Raw genomic sequence first — 18,430 nt, forward strand, 5'->3', positions numbered from 1 at the left:
CGGGCAAAGATGCGCGGCACAAAAAAGGGGACCCGCGGCTGGGCCGCAGGTCCCGGGAAAGGTATCAGAGGGACTGCCGCCTGCCGCGCAGCAGGCCCAGCTTGTGCAGATGGATCTCCAGACAGCCCACGGCCGCCGGGGTCACGCCGGAGATGCGCCCGGCCTGGCCGAGGTTGCGGGGCCGCACGCGGTCCAGCTTTTCCTCCACCTCGCGGGAAAGGCCCGCCACCTGCCGGTAATCCAGATCGGCGGGCAGCTCCACGGATTCCAGACGCGCGGCACGGGCGATGAGCTCGCGCTGGCGCTCCAGATAGCCCGCATATTTGACGTCCACCTGGACGGTCTCCAGATCGCGCGGGTCGCGATCCGCCAGGGCTTCGGCCAGCGGGGCGGAGAGGCGGGCCAGGCGTTCCAGATCCATGTCGGGACGGCGCAGGGCCTCTTCCAGGGTCCGGCCGCGCAGCGCGGTACGCAGCTCCGTCTCTTCCGGCGTTGCCGGAGCGGCCTGCTCCGCCTCTTCGCCGTCGGACAGCTGGACGCGCACCTGCTGCAGCAGGCGGCGCACCGCGTGGCCGTGTTCCATCTTGTCGTTGAAGAGGCGCCACTGCTCCTCGCCCACCAGGCCGATCTTGCGGCCCAGCGGGGTCAGGCGCACGTCGGCGTTGTCCTCGCGCAGCAGCAGGCGGTGCTCCGCCCGCGAGGTGAACATGCGGTAGGGCTCCTCGGTGCCGGAGGTGACCAGGTCGTCCACCAGCACGGCCATGTACGAGGAATCGCGTCCGGGCACGAAGGGGTCGAGCTCCTTTTCCCGGCAGGCGATGTTCAGGGCCGCCCACAGTCCCTGGGCCGCGGCCTCTTCATAGCCGGACGTGCCGTTGATCTGGCCCGCCAGCCACAGGCCGGGCAGGGCCTTGGTCTCCAGGGTGCCGTGCAGCTGCACGGGGTTGGCGTAATCGTATTCGATGGCGTAGCCGGGGCGCACCATGACGGCATGCTCCAGGCCGGGGATGGCGTGGAGCATGGCCTCTTGCACGTCCAGCGGCAGGCTGGTGGAGATGCCGTTGGCGTAGACCTCCGGGCTGTCCAGGCCTTCGGGCTCCAGGAAGATCTGGTGCCGTTCGCGTTCGGGGAAGCGGGCCACCTTGTCCTCGATGGAGGGGCAGTAGCGGGCGCCCGTGCCCTGGATGACCCCGGTGAACAGGGGCGAGCGGTCGAAGCCGGAGCGGATGGCCGCATGGGCGGCCTCGTTGGTCCAGGTGATGTGGCAGGGCACCTGCGGCAGCACCGGGCCGGGACCACGGAAGCTGAAGCGCGGCGGCGGGGTATCGCCGGGCTGTTCCTCCAGCCTGGAAAAGTCGATGGACGCCCGCAGCAGGCGCGGCGTGGTGCCGGTCTTGAGGCGGCCCAGCGTGAGGCCCAGGCGGCGCAGGCTGTCGGAAAGGCCCGTGGCCGGGGCATCGCCCAGACGGCCGCCGGGCAGATGCGTGAGGCCGATGTGGATGAGGCCGGCCAGGAAGGTACCGGTGGTGAGCAGCACATGCCGGGCATGGAAGGTCAGGCCCTGAGCCGTGCGCACGCCGGAGGCATGGCCGTTCTCTTCCAGCACCTCGGTCACGGAGTCCTGCCAGATGCGCAGGCCGGGCGTGGAGAACAGGGTCTTCTTGAGGACCTTCTGGTAGGCCTCGCGGTCGATCTGGGCGCGGGTGGCGCGCACGGCCGGGCCCTTGCTCATGTTGAGGGTGCGGAACTGGATGCCCCCGGCATCGGCCCACAGGCCCATCATGCCGCCCAGGGCGTCGATCTCGCGCACCATGTGGCCCTTGGCCAGACCACCGATGGCCGGGTTGCAGGACAGGTAGCCCAGACGGTCCACATTGCCGGAGACCAGCAGCACGCGCAGGCCCAGGCGGGCCAGGGCCACGGCGGCCTCGGAACCGGCATGGCCGCCGCCTGTCACGATACAGTCAAAACGGTTCTCAGCGCTGCATGAGCACATGGGCAAACACCTGGGCGTCCTTGAGGGTGGCGGTGATGGAAGAATGTTCGTCGGGCTGGTGGCAGGTGCTGTCGATGCAGCTCCATACGGCGGCGGGCAGGCCCTGCCGGCGCAGCAGGGCGGCCACGGTGGCGCCGCCGATGCCCACGGGCCGGGCCTCCACCTGATAGATGTCCGTGACGGCACGGCGCAGGGCCGCCACCACGGGGCTGTCCGCAGCCGTTTCCGAGGCGCGCTGGCAGTGGTCGATGGCCACGTCGATGCCCACGCCGTGGTGTTCGGCCACGGCCGTCAGGCGACGGCGGGCGGCGTCCAGCACATGTTCGGGCTCCACACCGGGCAGCAGGCGGCAGTCCACATAAAAGCGGTCATGTCCGGGCAGGATGTTGACGCTGGGCACGTTGGCATCGTGGCGGCTGGGCACGAAGGTGGAGCAGGGCGGGTCGAACAGGGCGTCGCGGCGGGGAAAGTCCTTGTGCAGCTCCATGCAGGCCAGCACGGCGGCCGCGCCGGCCACGAAGGCGTTGCGGCCCTTGTGGGGCGTGGAGGCATGGCACTGCACGCCGCTGATGCCGACCTTGAGCCAGCACAGGCATTTTTCGGCCACTTCGATGTCCGCGCCCGTGGGGGAACCGGAGTCCGGCACGATATACAGGTCGTCAGCTCGCAGGAAGCGCTGCTCTTCCGGCAGGGCGGCGTGGCGTTCCAGCACATGGGCCAGGCCGTAGTCGTTGCCGCATTCCTCGTCGGCCATGAACACCAGGCCCAGGCTGCGCTCGGGCGTGATGCCGCAGGCGTGCAGGGCTTCGGCCAGCAGCAGCATGCTCACCAGGCCCTGCTGGTTGTCCTCCACACCGCGCCCCATGAGCAGGTCGCCCTGCCGGACCACCTGCCAGGGATCGGAATGCCACAGGGCCGGATCGCCGGGCGGCACCACGTCCATGTGGGCAAAAAGCCAGAGCGTCCGGGAGGAGCGGCCGGGGATGCGGGCCACCACGTTGGGGCGCAGCCCGGAGGGCACGCGCGGGTCGGCGGCATCCAGACGGCGGATGTCGCCTACCCCGCAGGCGCGCAGGCAGTCTTCGATATACAGGGCCTTGGCCAGCTCGCCCTCGCCGCCGTTTTCCGGGCCCAGGGCGCGGAAGGCGGTCAGGTCGCCCTGAAGGGCCGCCACACGGTCCTGGCGCTGATCCAGCCAGTGCCGCAGGGAGGACAGGGCGCTGTCCTGCGAACTCGTGTTCATGATGCTGTTCCTTGAAGCCGTCCGGGGCGATGCCCCTGCGGACAAATGACAAAAGGGAGGCTGCCGCGACAGCCTCCCCTGTGCAATGTGCCAGAAAATTGCAATCGGTGCGGGATGTCCGCGCCGGGCGCGTCCCGCATGCCGCGTATGATCTAGCGGCCCTTGGCGGCGCGCTTGGACGCCTTCAGGGGGTTGACCTTGGCAGCGGCGGCGACCTGCACCTTCACATGGGTCGCGAAGTTGCAGCGGCCACCGGACCACTTGCTGGCGGGGCTGGCGTAGCTGGAGCAGAAGTTTTCGCCTTCAAACTCGCGAATGCGGTCACAGCCTTCGCACTTGTCAATGACGGGGGAAACCACAAAACCGTTCACAACCACGCCTTCGGCGGTTTTCACGGCATTAAGCAGAGCAGCCATAACGATACCTCCATGCGCCGAAGCGCTTTCGTTTCAGTCTGAATGGGGCACTATAGACCAAAAAACAATGGTGTCAAGTCCCCCCGTGCACAGGATCCCCGCCCGGGGCGGCTCCCTGCTGCCGCCCGGGGACATTCCCGGCAGGCGGGACGAAGGGGCTGCGGCTTCAGGCCACCGTTTCGGGCAGGCCCAGACGGCGCAGGACGAAGCGGCGCATCTCGCGCACTTCCGCACACAGGGCCGCGTAGTCGAAGCGGCTGAAGCGGCCGTCGCGGTACAGGACCTCGCCCGCCACCATGGTCAGGGCCACTTCCATGCCTGTGGCCGCGTAGACGGCGTGGGAGGCCGCATTGAACAGCGGCTGCATGTTGGGCGCGGAAAGGTCCAGCGCGATGCAGTCCGCGGGACAGCCCACGGCAAGGACGCCGCCGTCGCTGCCCAGGGCCGCCGCACCGCCGCGTGTGGCCATGTCGAGCACCGTCCGGGCGGGCATGGTCTCGGGATCGCCCGCCGCCTTGTGCAGCAGTGCGGCGCGGCCCATCTCCGTGAACATGTTGAGCCGGTTGTTGCTGGCGGCCCCGTCGCTGCCCAGGGCCAGCCGTACCCCGGCGTCCAGCATGGCGGGCACCGGCGCCACCCCGGAAGCCAGCTTCATGTTGGAAGAAGGGTTGTGAACCACGCTCACGCCGCGCCGGGCCAGCAGGGCCATCTCGTCAGCATCCACGTCCACTACATGGGCCAGGATGGTCCCGGGGCGCAGCAGGCCCAGACGGTCGGCATGGGCCACGGGGCGCAGGCCGTGCTGTTGCAGGCTCAGGGCCGTTTCCTGCCGGGTCTCGGCCAGATGGATGTGCAGCGGCAGGCCCAGCTCGTCGGCCAGCTCCCGGCAGGCCGTGAGCTGCGCCGCCGTGGTGGTATAGACGCTGTGGGGCATGACGGCCACATGCAGGCGGTCATGCCCGGCCCAGCGCTGCGCCATCTCCCGGGTGCAGGCCAGGGCCGCATCGGCATCGGGGCAGCAGGCCGAGGGAAAGTTGAACACGCCCTCGCCGGCCAGGCAGCGCAGACCTGCCCGGTCCGCCGCTTCCAGCACGGCGGCTTCGAAGATGTACATGTCCACGCAGGCCGTGGTGCCGGTGCGCAGCATCTCGGCAAAGCCCAGCAGGCTGCCCAGGCGCACCAGGTCGGGCGTCAGGCCCTGTTCCACGGGAAAGATCTTCTGCTGCAGCCAGTCCATGAGCGGCATGTCGTCGGCCAGGCCCCGCAGGAAGGTCATGGCCGCGTGGGTATGGGCGTTGACAAGGCCGGGCATGACGAGCATGCCGGAAAGGTCGAGGATTTCACGTGCCTGCCATGCGGCCGTCACATCCCGGCCGCAGCCCAGGGCGACGATGCGCCCGCCGTCGATGGCCAGGGCGGCGTTTTCAAGGACGCGCCGGTCATCGTCCTGGGTCAGCAGGACACCGGCATGGAGAAGCGTGTCGCAGGTTTGCATGGATGCTCCTGACAGGTTAAGGTCTGCGGACAGGAAAAACAGGCGTAGTTGTATCCTCATGCGTCGGGGAGGGCAAGAATGGACGCGCTGCTGCTTCACGGTCTGGGGGGAGGGCCCGCTGATATGGACGCGCTGGCGCAAGGGCTGGCGGCATGGGGCGTGGCGTGCCATGCGCCCTGCCTGCCGGGGCATGGTGCCGGCTGGGAGGCCTTCGTGCGCAGCCGCTGGAGCCAGTGGAGCGCGGCGGCCCATGAGGCCTACGCCGTCCTTGCCGGCCGGAGCCCGGAGCCGCCCCTGCTGGCGGGCTATTCCCTGGGCGGCCTGCTGGCGCTGGATACGCTCTTCTGGGCCCGGGCGAGGGGCCTGCCCGCGCCCCGCTGCCTGCTGGTCTTCGCCGCGCCGCTCTTCTGGTCGTCCCGCCCCGGCCGCCTGGGCGAGCGGGCCCTGCGCTGGCGGCTGGCCTGGAAAGCCTGGCGCCAGCCGGTGGAGATCTGTTCCCCGCGCAGCGAGGCCGCGCGGGAGACAGCGCCCTGGCAGGGGCACGAGCGGGTGGTCTGCTGGCGCCACATGGCCGAGATCGCCCGTGAGCAGCCCCGGCTGCGGGCCCTGCTGCCCGCCTGCGATGTCCCGGTCTGCTATGCCCAGCTCTGGCACGACAGCAGCTGCCCGCGCCGCAATGCCGTGGAGTGGATCTGCACGTCCTCCCGCAGGGCCGAGACCCATGTGCTGCGCACGGTCAGCCGGCACGGCGGACATCTGCCCCTGGCACACCGGGAGAGCCGGGGCGAGGTGGTGCGCATCGCCTGCGATTTCGTCCGGGCCGTGCTGGAGGGCTGAGGAGCTTTTCGGCCGCCGGATGCCGTTTTTTCCGCTCAGGAGAAGGGCTTGCAAGTTTTTGGGCAGCAGGATATGATTGTGCGCTGAAAATTTGTTACCCCGGGCATCCCGCATAGTGCGCGGCCTGCCTACAGCATCCCTTTGGAGGTTCGTCTTGTTGTTTGAATCCGTTGCTTTCGCCATGGGTACCCCCCAGGCCGGCGGCGCCGCCCCCAGCGGTGGCGACATGCTGATGCAGTTTGTTCCCCTGATCCTGATGTTCGCCATCTTCTGGTTCCTGCTGATCCGTCCCCAGCAGAAGCGCGCCAAGGCCCACAAGCAGATGCTGGCCGAACTGAAGCGCGGCGACCACGTGATGACCAGCAGCGGCCTGATCGGCCGCATCATGGAGATCAGCGAAGAAGAAGTGGTCATCGAATGTGGTGACGCCAAGCTGCGCATGAGCCGCGGCGCCATCGGCGGCCTGGTCGGCAAGAGCGCCGAGAAGGCTGAAGTCAAGGCCGAAGAAAAGAAATAGCATTCCGTCCTTGTTTCGGAATCGGTAATGGTTGCGGCTTAGGCGTCTCCCTGTCCGCAGGGGGGCGCCGGGCCGTGTCGGCGGCTCCGGCTCCGGCCGGCCGCCTCTTTCCGTTTGTACGGACATCCCCCATCAAGTGCGGAAGGTATCCCAAATGATTGGTTTGCGCTCGCGCTTGGCCGTGGCCGTGCTCGTGTTCGGCCTCTGCCTTGTCTATGCGTTGCCCAGCGTGCCCTATATCGGTACGGCGCTGGAAAACGTCCTACCATCCAAAAAAATCAACCTTGGCCTGGACCTGAAGGGCGGCATCCACCTGACCCTGGGGGTCGACGTGGCCAAGGCTGTCAGCAACTCGCTGGCGCTGGCCGGGCAGGATATCCGCCGCCTTGCCAAGGACGAGAAGATCGTCGTGCTGCATCCCCGCGTGGTGGGCAATGACACACTGGAATTTGTCCTGCCGCGTGTGGAGGATGAGGCCAGGCTGCAGGAGATCCTGCAAAAGCATTTCCCCCAGCTGAAGGTGGCCGAACCCCGGCGCTCGGAAGCCGGCCTGCGCTATGTGGCCGAGTTCCGCCCCGAAGAGATCCGCCGCATCGAAGACATGTCCCTGGACCAGGCCCTGCGGACCATCCGCAACCGTATCGACCAGTTCGGTGTGGCCGAGCCCGACATCCGCAAGCAGGAAGGCAACCGCATCCAGGTGCAGCTGCCCGGCCTGTCCGACCCGCGCCGTGCCGTGCAGATCCTGGGGCAGACCGCCCACCTGGAATTCCACCTTGTCCGTGACGATGTGGACCCCAACAAGGCCGTGCTGCCCAGCGGCTTCATGGCCCTGCCCCTGCTGGAGAAGGGCCATGACGGCAGCGAGACCGCCACGCGCCTGATCGCGGTGGAAAAGGACACCATGCTCTCCGGTGAGGACGTGGCCGATGCCCAGCCCACCTTCGAGAAGAACCGCGCCAGCGTCAGCCTGAGCTTCAACAGCCGCGGCGCCACCCTGTTCGAGAACATCACGGGCGAGAACGTGGGCCGCCGCATGGCCATCGTGCTGGACAACAAGGTCTACTCCGCGCCCGTGATCCAGCAGCGCATCGCCGGCGGCCGTGCCGTCATCACGGGCCAGTTCACCACCCAGGAAGCCACGGACCTGGCCATCGTGCTGCGTGCCGGTTCGCTGCCCGCGCCCGTGTCGGTGCTGGAAGAACGCACCGTCGGCCCTTCCCTGGGCCAGGAATCCATCGACAGCGGCATCAACGCCGCCCTGGTGGGTGCCGCCGCCGTGGTCGTGTTCATGGCCATCTACTACGGAATGAGCGGCGTCATCGCCGACGTCATGCTCTGCTTCACCATGCTCATCGTCATGGCGGGCATGGCCGCCTTCGGCGCCACCCTGACCCTGCCCGGCATCGCCGGCATCGTGCTGACCATCGGTATGGCCGTGGACGCCAACGTGCTGATCTACGAACGCATACGCGAGGAACTGCATCTGGGCCTTTCGCCCCTGGCGGCCGTCAAGGCCGGTTTCGAGCGCGCCACCATCTCCATCACCGACTCGAACCTGACCACCATCATCGCCACGGTGATCCTGTACCAGTTCGGCACGGGCCCCATCCGCGGTTTTGCGGTCACGCTGTCGCTGGGTATCGTGGCTTCCATGTTCACGGCCATTTTCGTGTCGCGGGCCATCTTTGAATACTGGGCGCGCAAGTGCGGCCCCAAGGGCATCAGCATCTAGGCTGGCCGGGAGAGAATCATGGCTTTCGCATTCATCAAGCATGACACCAAGATAGATTTTATCGGCAAGCGCCATATCGCTTACGCCATCTCGATCCTGCTGCTTCTGGTGGGGCTGGGATCGGCGCTGTGGGGCAATGGCCTGCGCATGGGCATCGACTTCGCCGGCGGCGTCATCGTGCAGGTGCAGTTCGCCCAGCCCGTGGAGGACGAGGTCCTGAAAAAGAGCCTGGACATCCCCGAGCTGCCGGGCATCAGCACCCAGCGCTTCGGCGAGGGCGCGCGTGATTACCTGCTGCGCTTCTCCTCGGCCGAAAACACCGATGCCGCGGCCCTGCGCACCAGTGTGCTGGCCGCTCTGGCCAAGGCTTTCCCCGGCAACGATGTGGAGATCCAGCGCCTTGAAATGGTGGGCCCCAAGGTCGGTGACGACCTGACCAACAAGGCCCTGGGCGCCCTGTATTATGCGACCCTGCTCATCGCCGTGTACATCTCCGGCCGCTTCGAACAGCGCTGGATGGCCGGTGTGGCCATGGCCGCCGTCCTCTGGGGCGGCATGTACCTGGCCGGGCTCACGGGCCTGGGCATGGGCTGGCTGGTGCTGGTGGCCCTGGGCATCACCCTGGTGGTCTGCTTCGTCCTCAAGCTCAACTTCGCCCTGGGCGCCCTGGTGGGCCTCATCCATGACGTGTTCATCACGGTGGGCCTGCTGTCGCTCATGAACGTGGAGATCGACCTCAACGTCATGGCGGCCCTGCTGACCCTGGTGGGCTACTCGCTCAACGACACCATCATCGTCTATGACCGCCTGCGCGAGAACCTGCGGGCCGCGCCCAAGCAGCCCCTGGCCTCCCTCATCAACCGCAGCGTCAACCAGACCCTGTCCCGTACCATCCTGACCAGCGGTACCACCTTTGTGGCGACCCTGGCCCTGTACCTGCTGGGCGGCGGTGTGATCCACGACTTCGCCCTGACCATGCTCATCGGCGTGTTCGTGGGCACGGCATCGTCCATCTATGTGTCTTCGGCCGTCCTGCTGGCCCTGGGCGACACGGAGTTCTATGTGCACCAGCAGGAGCGCCCCGTGTATGAAAAGCCTGGCGAGCACGGCATCGTCTAGCCGTTCCGGGCACACCGGAGCCTGATCTCATGGCCGGGAGGGACGTTGGTCCTTCCCGGCTTTTTTTGCGCGCCCCGGCCTGCCGCCCAGCGCCTGCGGCGCTCGGGCAGGGAGCGTCTGCCGGCGGGGAGGCCGTGTCTGCTCCCGGCCATGCGGGGGGCGGCCCCCGGGCCGGGGAGCGCCCCCGCATGGCTGCTGTGCCCCGGCCGGACAGGGGGCGATGCCGGAGAATATTTTTTGTGTGACGGTTTCTTGACGCCGGGCAAGAACGTCTTACCTATTGGCAAGAAGACCCGATTGGGGGAGAGCATCATGGCAGTAGAATACAAGGATTATTACAAACTTCTGGGCGTGGAGCGTTCCGCCGGTGCGGACGAGATTGCCAGAGCCTACAAGAAGCTGGCCCGCAAGTACCACCCGGACCTGAACCCGGGCAACAAGCAGGCCGAAGAGAAATTCAAGGATATCAACGAAGCCTACGAAGTGCTCAAAGACCCTGAAAAGCGGCGTATGTACGATCAGCTCGGCCCCAACTGGCAGCATGGCCAGCAGTTCCAGGGCGCTCCGGGCTTTGAAAATATGCACTTCAACTTCAACGGCCAGAATTTCGACGGTGCGGGCTTCTCGGACTTTTTCGAGACCCTGTTCGGCGGGCGCGGCAGCCGTTTCGGCGGCGACCCGTTCGGGGGGTTCCGGCAGCAGCAGCCGCGTCGCGGCCGTGACGTGGAGGCCGAGCTGCCCCTGACGCTGGAAGAGGTGGCCCGTGGCGGCCGCCGCAGCGTGAGCCTGCAGACGTCCTTCGGTCCCAAGACGCTGGAGGTGAACGTGCCCTCCGGCATCCGCGAGGGCGCCAAGCTGCGTCTGGGCGGGCAGGGCGAGCCCGCGCCCGGCGGCGCGCCCGGCGACCTGTTCCTGCGGGTGCGCTATCTGCCGCATCCCGTGTTCAAGGTGGACGGCGACAACCTGCAGTGCGACGTGATCCTGGCCCCGTGGGAGGCGGCCCTGGGTGCCCGTGTGCCCGTGCCCACCCTGGAAGGCCAGGTGGAGATGAACATCCCCGCCGGTTCGTCCTCGGGGCGCAAGTTCCGCCTGCGCGGCAAGGGGCTTGGTTCGGCACAGCACCGCGGCGACCTGCTGGCCCGCGTGATGATCCGGGTGCCCGGGCAGCTTTCGGACAAGGAGAAGGCCCTGTGGCAGCAGCTGGCGGACACGTCGTCCTTCCGGGCCCGCGGCTAGGATGGAGGTTGTGATATGAGCACGTCTGACAGAGACGACATGACCACCGTGGTCATGGCCTGCGAGGAATTCATGGCAAGTACCGGCATCGCGCCCGAGCGTCTGCGTGAGCTGATGGCCCTGGGCTGGCTGGAAAGCCGCACGGAGGGGAGCGTCCAGTTCTTCCGTGACGCGGACATCTACCGTGTGCGCAAACTGGAACGCATCTGCTGTGACTTCGAGCTGCCCGTGGTGGGCGGCACCATCATCGTGGACCTGCTGGAGCGCATCGACGCGCTGGAGCACAAGGTACGCGAACTGCAGGGATTTGAAGACTGATCCCCTGTGCCGGAAAGCCCGCGGACACGGATCCGTGCGGCGGCCCGCAGACCTCTCCGGCCCTGTGCCGCCGCCCGGACAGGCTCCGGGCCCTCTGAAGCCCGCCGCCCGCGTGGCCCGCGCACAAAAAAGATTTTGCTTACCTTCCGCCGTGGGGCGGCCCGCATGACGGGCCCCGTCCATAGCGGCATTGTGGAGGATATATGGACATCAACAAATTCACGGAAAAAGCCCGCGAGGCCGTGACCCAGGCGCAAAGCATCGCCGTGGGCATGGGCCATCAGGATATCGACAGCGAGCATCTGGCGCTGGCCCTGATCCGTCAGGAACAGGGCATCGTGCCCCGCATCCTGGAGCAGATGGGCGTGCAGACCGCCGCCCTGGCCGTGGCCGTGGAGGAAAAACTGCGCAAGCGTCCCTCCGTCTCCGGCGGCGGCATGGACCCCAACCGCATCTCCATCACCCAGCGCCTGGCCAAGGTGCTTGGCGACGCGGAGAACGAATCCCGGCGCATGAAGGACGAATACGTCAGCGTGGACCATCTGTTCGCCGCGCTGGCCGAGAACGCGCCCGGCACGCCGCTGGGCGAGGTCTTCAAGGAATACAACATCAGCCGCGCCAGCTTCGGCCAGGCCATGGAGAGCCTGCGCGGCGGCGCGCGGGTGACCAGCCCCACCCCCGAGGATACGGTGGAGGCCCTGAGCAAGTACGCCCGTGACCTGGTGGAAGCCGCCCGTCAGGGCAAGATGGACCCCGTCATCGGCCGTGATGCCGAGATCCGCCGGGTGGTGCGCATCCTGTCCCGCCGTACCAAGAACAACCCCGTGCTCATCGGTGAGGCCGGGGTGGGCAAGACGGCTATCGTGGAAGGCCTGGCCTTCCGTATCGTCAAGGGCGACGTGCCTGAAGGCCTGCGCGGCCACAAGCTCTACGCCCTGGACATGGGCGCGCTGATCGCCGGTGCCAAGTACCGCGGCGAATTCGAGGAACGCCTCAAGGCCGTGCTCAATGAAGTGGAGAAGAGCGAAGGCAAGATCATCCTCTTCATCGACGAGCTGCACACCATCGTGGGCGCGGGCAAGACCGAAGGCTCCATGGACGCGGGCAACCTGCTCAAGCCCATGCTGGCCCGTGGCGAACTGCACTGCATCGGCGCCACCACCCTGGACGAGTACCGCAAGTACATCGAAAAGGATCCGGCCCTGGAACGCCGTTTCCAGCCCGTGCTGGTGGACGAGCCCACGGTGGAGGACGCCATCTCCATCCTGCGTGGCCTGAAGGAACGCTTTGAGGTCCACCACGGCGTGCGCATCAGCGACTCCGCCATCGTGGAGGCCGTGACCCTGTCGCACCGCTACATCACGGACCGTCAGCTGCCGGACAAGGCCATCGACCTCATCGACGAGGCCGCGGCCCTGATCCGTACCGAGATCGACTCCCTGCCGTCCGATCTGGACGAGGTGAACCGCAAGGTCATGCAGCTGGAGATCGAGCGTGAGGCCCTGCGCCGCGAGACCGACGATGCCTCCCGCGACCGCCTGGAAAAGCTGGAAAGCGAACTGGGCGAGCTGCGGGTGCAGCAGGGCGAGCTGCGCCAGCAGTGGGAAAAGGAAAAGAGCGCCATCGACAGCGTGCGCGGCATCAAGGAGAAGATCGAGCAGACCAAGCTGGCCATCGAGCAGGCCGAACGGGCCTATGACCTCAACAAGGCCGCCGAGCTCAAATACTCCACCCTGCTGGCCCTGGAAAAACAGCTGGCCGAGGCCTCCAGTGCCGCCGGTGCCGACGGGCCGCGTCTGCTCAAGGAAGAAGTGCGCCCCGACGACGTGGCCGAGATCGTGGCCAAATGGACGGGCATCCCGGTGACCCGGCTCATGGAATCCGAACGCGAAAAGCTGCTGCATCTGGCCGATCAGCTGCACAAGCGTGTGGTGGGCCAGGATGAAGCCGTGCAGGCCGTGGCCGATGCCGTGCTGCGTGCCCGTGCCGGTCTGTCCGACCCCGCGCGTCCCACGGGCTCGTTCATCTTCCTGGGCCCCACGGGCGTGGGCAAGACCGAACTGTGCAAGACCCTGGCCGAAGCCCTGTTCGACACCGAGGACAACATGGTGCGTCTGGACATGAGCGAGTACATGGAAAAGCACTCCGTGTCCCGCCTCATCGGTGCGCCTCCAGGATATGTGGGCTATGATGAAGGCGGCCAGCTCACCGAGGCCGTGCGCCGCAAGCCGTACTCCGTGGTGCTGTTCGACGAGATCGAAAAGGCGCATCCCGACGTCTTCAACACCCTGCTGCAGCTGCTGGACGATGGCCGTCTGACCGACAGCCAGGGCCGTACCGTGGACTTCCGCAACTGCATCGTCATCATGACGTCCAACATCGGTTCGCCGCATCTGCTGGACGGCATCGGTGAGGACGGCAGCCTGAAGGAAGGCGCCCGGGAGGCGGTGATGGAAGAGCTGCGCCGCCACTTCCGGCCGGAATTCCTGAACCGTGTGGACGAGACCGTGCTCTTCCTGCCCCTGCGGCGCGACCAGGTGACGCGCATCGTGGACCTGCAGATGGATCGCCTGCGCAAGCGTCTGGAAGAACGCAAGATCACGCTGGGCATCACGGATGCCGCCCGCGAATTCATCGCCGGCGAAGCCTACGACCCCGTGTACGGCGCGCGTCCGCTCAAGCGCTACATGCAGCAGTATGTGGAAACGCCCCTGGCCCGCGAGCTGGTCAGCGGCCGTATCCTGGATGGTCAGACCGTCCAGATCGACGTGCGCGACGGCGAACTGGTCTTCCAGAACGCCTGAGCCTGAACAAAGTCGTTCCGGCATGTCTGCCTGCCAGCCTGCCGGGATGATCCGCACAGCAAAGGCGGCCCTTCGGGGCCGCCTTTTTCGTATCCTGCCCGTCTTTGTGCTCCGTCGGAATGACCAAAGCGGGGCAGTGCTTTCCCCCCAAAGCATGTCCGCACGATTCCGCCGATCCGTTCCCCCAGGCGGGGGACCTGCGGCCGTGTGTCCGCTCCTGGCGCCCATACCGCCCGTCATCCTCCAGAGCAAACGTTTTCGGGGAGGAAAAGGGGAGTGCGAGGGGAAAGGGGGGACTTGGCCAAAAGGGCCTTTCCTCCCCCCCGTATCCATCAGCTTGCCCTTTGCGGGCTGAGGGGCTATTTTCTCCCCATCTTTTTCGCAAGGAGCCACCATGTTGCAAACTGCCGCCCTCATTCTGGCCGCGGGCAAGGGCACCCGCATGCATTCCGACAAACCCAAAGTACTGCAGACCGTCCTGGGTGAACCCATGCTGCGCTATGTGCTGGAAGCCGTCCGCCCCGTGTTCGACGGGCGCGTGCTGGTGGTGGTGGGCCATCAGGCGGGCATGGTGGAGGCCGCCTTCCCGGACGCGGCCTTCGTCCGCCAGGAGCAGCAGCTGGGCACGGGCCATGCCCTGATGCAGGCCATGCCCGCGCTGGAGGGACAGTGCGAGCGTGTGCTGGTGGTCAACGGCGATACGCCATTGCTCTCCGAGGACGTGGTGCGCCACTTCGTGGAGGCCTCGGCAGGGGCCGACCTGGCCTTTGCCACCATCGAGCTGGACGATCCCGCCGCCTATGGCCGGGTGGTGCGTGCCGCCGGGGGCGGCGTGCGGGCCATCGTGGAGGCCAAGGACTACGACCCCGCGCTGTACGGGCCCGAACCGCACGAGGTCAACGCGGGCATGTACTGCGTGCGCCTGGATCTGGCGGCCCGTCTGCTGCCGCGCATCGGCAATGCCAACAAGAGCGGCGAATACTACATCACCGACCTCATCTCCCTGGCCGTGGCCGAGGGCTGCAAGGTGCAGGGCGTGCAGTGCGGCCGGGACGAGAGCCTGATGGGCGTCAATTCGCCCCTGGAACTTTCCCGCAGCGAAGAGTGTTTGCGTGGGCGTGTGGTGGACGGCCTGCTGCGTTCCGGCGTGATGCTGCATGCGCCCGCGCTGGTACGGATCAGCCCGCTGGCCACGGTGGAACCGGGCGCGGAGATCACGGGCCCGTGCGAGATCTACGGCCGCAGCGTGGTGCGCCGGGGCGCCCGCATCGACTCCCATTGCGTGCTGCGCGATACCGTCATCGAAGCCGGGGCGGAGATCCGCTCCTTCTGCCATTTTGAGGATGCCCATGTGGGCGAGGCCGCCCTGGTGGGCCCCTATGCCCGCCTGCGGCCCGGCGCCGTACTGGAAGAGGCCTCGCATGTGGGCAACTTCGTGGAGCTCAAAAAATCCCGCCTGGGCAAGGGCGCCAAGGCCAACCACCTGACCTATCTGGGGGATTCCGAGATCGGCGCGGGCACCAATATCGGCGCGGGCACCATCACCTGCAACTATGACGGCAAGCACAAGTTCAAGACCACCATCGGCGAAGGGGCCTTCATCGGCAGCAATACGGCCCTGGTGGCGCCGGTGCGCGTGGGCGACGGCGCGCTGATCGGTGCGGGCTCGGTCATCACCAAGGACGTGCCCGATGGTGAGATGGGCATCGCCCGCGGCCGGCAGAAGAACCTGCCGCGCAAAGCTGTCTGATCGTCCCGCCAGGGCAGGGGAAAGCTCCCGGCGGTGCCTGCCCGCTGCGGGCGGGCCGGCTGTCGTGCGGCGGCATCAGGCATCTGGCTGACTGCCCGGGCGGCTCCGGCCCCGGGGAAAGCGCCCCGGACAAAAAAATCCTTTGGGGGAGGCCCGGAGCCTCCCTCTTTGCGTGGGGTACGCAGGAAAAGTTTTTTCTTTTTCCAGAGAAGGAAATTTCGTTGAATGGCAAAGAAAAACGGCGGATTACCCCTGCATGGAATCGTGATTTGCCGCAGGGGCCGCCTTGCCATCGGTAGGGGCCGGTGCTATACCCAGAATCATGGAAGCACTAGAGCAACTCGAAACGCAGGTACTGGCCCTTTTGGAACAGAAAGCCCAGCTTCTGGCGGAGACCCGTCGTCTCCATTCCGAACTTGAGGCCACTATCGCCGCGAAGATGTCTTTGGAAGAAGAAAACCGCGAACTGCGCGAGAACCTGAGCAAAGAAGAGCAGGTGCGGGGCGATGCCATCAACCGCATGGATGCTCTGCTGAGACTTATCCAGGAGCATGAAAGCGCCGAGTAGGTTTTCGAGTGAGTCAGGAACACTTTAACCTTACCGTTCTTGGCACTGCGGTCACGTTCCGCCACAGTGCCGACATGGAGCGTGTGCATGAGGCCATCGCTCTTGTGGAAGAACGGTTTGCAGACCAGAAACTGAGGTCACACGGCATGCAGAGTAACAAAGATATTCTGCTGACGGTTCTGGCTCTTGGTCTGGCGGATGATTTGTTGCAATCGCAAAAAAAGCTGGACGATGTGCAGAATCGCATCGAAGCCATGCTTTCAAAGATAGAAGAAGAGTCCGTTTAAGTCATCAATGACAGCATATTTCCCTGGAGTGTGCGTGATTTATGACTCGGTGCTGACCTTACAAGCATAAAATCGGGAGCTGTCCCTGCTTTTTGTGAGCACGCCCGTTTACGGGAAGCCTGTAGAAAAGTACACGGCCCCCCCCTGGGAGACCAGGTTCTGCATCGAAGTCATGACACGGCGCTCTGGGGATTTTTCTGTCCTGCACCGTACTCCCTGCACGCTCCGGCGTGGTCTTTGCCTGCAGCCATCCTTATGCCGTTTTTGCGGTCAGAAGCCAGTCCCCGCCAGTTGACCTCGTGCGGAGACTGGCTTCCGCCATTTATGATACCCGGGTGATCCCCGTTGATTATAGAGGATGGTTATGGACTTTATGGATATTGTATGGCTGGCCCTGGCCGCGGTGGCCGGTCTGCTGGTCGGTGCGCTGGTGCACAAAAGTGTGACCACCAAGCGTATCGGCGACGCTGACGAGCTGGCCAAGCGCATCGTGGAAGAAGCGCGCAAGGAGGCCCAGGCGCAGAAGAAGGAAATCCTCATCCAGGGGCAGGATGACCTTTTCAACCAGAAACGTGAGCTGGAGAACGAATTCAAGGAACGCGAACGCGAAGTCAAACTGCGTGAGCGCAAGCTGGAAGAGATGGGCAGCCGGCTGGAAGAAAAGCTGGAAAAGGCCACGGCCAAGGAGCATGAGCTGCTTGCCGCAGAAAAGGATCTGTCCCGCAAGGAACGCCAGCTGGCCGAGTCGGAAGAGTTTCTGCAGACACGCATCGATGAGGAAGAACAGCGCCTTTCCGAGATCGCCGGCCTGACGGCGGAAGAAGCCAAGGCCCGTCTGTTCGCCGAAGTGGAAGCCAAGACCCGCCATGAATCGGCCAAGATGATCCGCCAGATAGAGACGGAGGCCAAGGAGACCGCCGACCGCAAGGCCAAGGAGATCCTGTGCAACGTCATCCAGCGCTATGCCGGGGACTACGTCAATGAGCAGACCGTCACGGCGGTGTCCCTGCCCAGCGAAGACATGAAAGGACGCATCATCGGACGTGAGGGGCGCAACATCCGCGCTCTCGAAGCCGCCACCGGTGTGGACCTCATCATCGACGATACGCCGGAGACCGTCATCCTGTCCGCGTACAGTCCGCTGCGCCGTCAGGTGGCCAAGATGGCCCTGGAGCGCCTGATCCAGGATGGCCGCATCCATCCCGCCCGCATCGAGGACATCGTCCAGAAATGCGAGCAGGAACTGGATGCCCAGGTGCGCGAGGTGGGCGAACAGGCCACGTTTGATGCCGGGGTGCACGGCATCCATCCCGAGATCATCCGCCTGCTGGGCCAGCTGCGTTACCGTACGTCCTTCACCCAGAACGTGCTGCAGCACTCCCTGGAGGTCTCTGCCCTGTGCGGCATGATGGCCGCGGAACTGGGCATGGATGTCAAAAAGGCCAAGCGCGCCGGTCTGCTGCATGATATCGGCAAGGCCGTCGACCATGAAGTCGAAGGGCCCCATGCCCTCATTGGCGCCGATATCGCCAAAAAGTACAACGAGGGCAAGGACATCGTCCATGCCATCGCCGCGCACCATGAGGATCAGCGCCCCTCGACGGCCCTGGCCGTGCTGGTGCAGGCGGCTGACTCCATCTCCGGTGCCCGCCCCGGCGCGCGCAAGGAATTGCTGGAAAACTACGTCAAACGCCTGGAAGAACTGGAGGGCATCGCCACCAGCTTCGAGGGCGTGTCCAAGGCGTACGCCATCCAGGCGGGCCGCGAGATCCGGGTCATGGTCAACCCGGACAACGTGGACGACGATGCCACCTATCTGCTGTGCAAGGACATTGCGGAGAAGATCGAAAAAAACCTGACCTATCCGGGCCAGATCCGGGTGACGGTCATCCGCGAACGCCGTGCCATGGGCTTTGCCAAGTAGGGCGGAGCGAAAACAGGCCTCATTCAGGGCGGTCACTTCGGTGGCCGCCTTTTGCTTTGCCAGGGCCCTTGCCGTGGGTCCGGGATATGTGCCGGCCTGGGTATGGTGGCTCCTGTCCTGTCGCTGCCGGGGCGTGACAATGGTCTTTGCGTCTCGTTCCTTCGTTCCGTACAGGCGGACGGCAT

15 protein-coding genes and 1 other RNA gene are annotated in these 18,430 nt (G+C 65.9%); 12 read left to right on the forward strand and 4 right to left on the reverse strand.

What is annotated here, in order from left to right; all coding sequences use genetic code 11:
- Window positions 1-64 precede the first annotated feature (64 nt).
- The 4 genes from mnmG to DESPIGER_RS01060 all read right to left on the reverse strand — a co-directional run bounded on the left by mnmG (window position 65) and on the right by DESPIGER_RS01060 (window position 5,150).
- Window positions 65-1,996 (reverse strand): tRNA uridine-5-carboxymethylaminomethyl(34) synthesis enzyme MnmG, encoded by a 1,932-nt coding sequence (gene mnmG, locus DESPIGER_RS01045; RefSeq protein ID WP_072331917.1) that lies wholly within the window; start codon window positions 1,994-1,996, stop codon window positions 65-67.
- Window positions 1,977-3,239 carry a M20 family metallo-hydrolase gene (locus DESPIGER_RS01050; protein ID WP_072331919.1) on the reverse strand — a complete coding sequence of 421 codons (1,263 nt, stop codon included), beginning with the start codon at window positions 3,237-3,239 and terminating at the stop codon, window positions 1,977-1,979. Before DESPIGER_RS01050 ends, mnmG begins: the two co-directional genes overlap by 20 nt.
- Before the next feature lie 152 nt (window positions 3,240-3,391).
- On the reverse strand, window positions 3,392-3,655 hold the full coding sequence (locus tag DESPIGER_RS01055; RefSeq protein WP_072331921.1) for a PxxKW family cysteine-rich protein: 264 nt from the start codon (window positions 3,653-3,655) through the stop codon (window positions 3,392-3,394).
- A gap of 166 nt (window positions 3,656-3,821) precedes the next feature.
- Window positions 3,822-5,150 carry an amidohydrolase gene (locus DESPIGER_RS01060; RefSeq protein ID WP_072331924.1) on the reverse strand — a complete coding sequence of 443 codons (1,329 nt, stop codon included), beginning with the start codon at window positions 5,148-5,150 and terminating at the stop codon, window positions 3,822-3,824.
- Between the two features lie 78 nt (window positions 5,151-5,228).
- Between DESPIGER_RS01060 and DESPIGER_RS01065 the strand changes: the two genes are divergently transcribed.
- The 12 genes from DESPIGER_RS01065 (at window position 5,229) to rny (ending at window position 18,245) form a co-directional block, all read left to right on the forward strand.
- On the forward strand, window positions 5,229-5,987 hold the full coding sequence (locus DESPIGER_RS01065; RefSeq protein WP_072331927.1) for an alpha/beta hydrolase: 759 nt from the start codon (window positions 5,229-5,231) through the stop codon (window positions 5,985-5,987).
- A 181-nt stretch (window positions 5,988-6,168) separates the two neighbouring features.
- Window positions 6,169-6,504: a preprotein translocase subunit YajC gene (yajC, locus tag DESPIGER_RS01070; RefSeq protein ID WP_083575236.1), complete on the forward strand. Its 336-nt coding sequence runs from the start codon at window positions 6,169-6,171 to the stop codon at window positions 6,502-6,504.
- 154 nt (window positions 6,505-6,658) lie between these two features.
- The gene (gene secD, locus DESPIGER_RS01075) at window positions 6,659-8,239 is read left to right on the forward strand and encodes a protein translocase subunit SecD (protein WP_072331933.1); all 1,581 of its coding nucleotides are present in this window, start codon (window positions 6,659-6,661) and stop codon (window positions 8,237-8,239) included.
- 18 nt (window positions 8,240-8,257) lie between these two features.
- Entirely contained in the window at window positions 8,258-9,358 is a 1,101-nt protein-coding gene (gene secF, locus DESPIGER_RS01080) for a protein translocase subunit SecF (RefSeq protein WP_072331936.1), read from the forward strand.
- Window positions 9,359-9,670: 312 nt separating this feature from the next.
- Entirely contained in the window at window positions 9,671-10,594 is a 924-nt protein-coding gene (locus DESPIGER_RS01085; RefSeq protein ID WP_072337451.1) for a J domain-containing protein, read from the forward strand.
- 15 nt (window positions 10,595-10,609) lie between these two features.
- Window positions 10,610-10,912 (forward strand): chaperone modulator CbpM, encoded by a 303-nt coding sequence (locus DESPIGER_RS01090; protein WP_072331938.1) that lies wholly within the window; start codon window positions 10,610-10,612, stop codon window positions 10,910-10,912.
- A 203-nt stretch (window positions 10,913-11,115) separates the two neighbouring features.
- Window positions 11,116-13,716, forward strand: coding sequence for an ATP-dependent chaperone ClpB (gene clpB, locus DESPIGER_RS01095; protein WP_072331940.1), 2,601 nt, complete (start codon window positions 11,116-11,118; stop codon window positions 13,714-13,716).
- A 394-nt stretch (window positions 13,717-14,110) separates the two neighbouring features.
- Entirely contained in the window at window positions 14,111-15,466 is a 1,356-nt protein-coding gene (gene glmU, locus DESPIGER_RS01100; RefSeq protein WP_072331943.1) for a bifunctional UDP-N-acetylglucosamine diphosphorylase/glucosamine-1-phosphate N-acetyltransferase GlmU, read from the forward strand.
- 322 nt (window positions 15,467-15,788) lie between these two features.
- Complete coding sequence (locus DESPIGER_RS01105) at window positions 15,789-16,034, forward strand: DUF904 domain-containing protein (protein ID WP_072331945.1); 246 nt, start codon at window positions 15,789-15,791, stop codon at window positions 16,032-16,034.
- A gap of 8 nt (window positions 16,035-16,042) precedes the next feature.
- Window positions 16,043-16,321 (forward strand): cell division protein ZapA, encoded by a 279-nt coding sequence (zapA, locus tag DESPIGER_RS01110; RefSeq protein ID WP_072331948.1) that lies wholly within the window; start codon window positions 16,043-16,045, stop codon window positions 16,319-16,321.
- Window positions 16,322-16,338: 17 nt separating this feature from the next.
- Window positions 16,339-16,517: non-coding RNA, 6S RNA (gene ssrS / locus DESPIGER_RS01115), on the forward strand.
- A gap of 177 nt (window positions 16,518-16,694) precedes the next feature.
- Entirely contained in the window at window positions 16,695-18,245 is a 1,551-nt protein-coding gene (gene rny, locus DESPIGER_RS01120) for a ribonuclease Y (RefSeq protein WP_231927598.1), read from the forward strand.
- The last annotated feature ends 185 nt before the right edge of the window (window positions 18,246-18,430 follow it).

Origin of the sequence: Desulfovibrio piger, from assembly GCF_900116045.1 — a bacterium.
Lineage (GTDB): Bacteria > Desulfobacterota > Desulfovibrionia > Desulfovibrionales > Desulfovibrionaceae > Desulfovibrio > Desulfovibrio piger_A.

Coding starts and splice junctions, on each gene's coding strand:
- DESPIGER_RS01085 (WP_072337451.1), top strand. CDS start 9,671: ATGGCAGTAGAATACAAGGATTATTACAAACTTCTGGGCGTGGAGCGT.
- DESPIGER_RS01105 (WP_072331945.1), top strand. CDS start 15,789: ATGGAAGCACTAGAGCAACTCGAAACGCAGGTACTGGCCCTTTTGGAA.
- secF (WP_072331936.1), top strand. CDS start 8,258: ATGGCTTTCGCATTCATCAAGCATGACACCAAGATAGATTTTATCGGC.
- DESPIGER_RS01065 (WP_072331927.1), top strand. CDS start 5,229: ATGGACGCGCTGCTGCTTCACGGTCTGGGGGGAGGGCCCGCTGATATG.
- DESPIGER_RS01050 (WP_072331919.1), bottom strand. CDS start 3,239: ATGAACACGAGTTCGCAGGACAGCGCCCTGTCCTCCCTGCGGCACTGG.
- DESPIGER_RS01060 (WP_072331924.1), bottom strand. CDS start 5,150: ATGCAAACCTGCGACACGCTTCTCCATGCCGGTGTCCTGCTGACCCAG.
- yajC (WP_083575236.1), top strand. CDS start 6,169: ATGGGTACCCCCCAGGCCGGCGGCGCCGCCCCCAGCGGTGGCGACATG.
- secD (WP_072331933.1), top strand. CDS start 6,659: ATGATTGGTTTGCGCTCGCGCTTGGCCGTGGCCGTGCTCGTGTTCGGC.
- glmU (WP_072331943.1), top strand. CDS start 14,111: ATGTTGCAAACTGCCGCCCTCATTCTGGCCGCGGGCAAGGGCACCCGC.
- rny (WP_231927598.1), top strand. CDS start 16,695: ATGGATATTGTATGGCTGGCCCTGGCCGCGGTGGCCGGTCTGCTGGTC.
- DESPIGER_RS01055 (WP_072331921.1), bottom strand. CDS start 3,655: ATGGCTGCTCTGCTTAATGCCGTGAAAACCGCCGAAGGCGTGGTTGTG.
- mnmG (WP_072331917.1), bottom strand. CDS start 1,996: ATGTGCTCATGCAGCGCTGAGAACCGTTTTGACTGTATCGTGACAGGC.
- clpB (WP_072331940.1), top strand. CDS start 11,116: ATGGACATCAACAAATTCACGGAAAAAGCCCGCGAGGCCGTGACCCAG.
- DESPIGER_RS01090 (WP_072331938.1), top strand. CDS start 10,610: ATGAGCACGTCTGACAGAGACGACATGACCACCGTGGTCATGGCCTGC.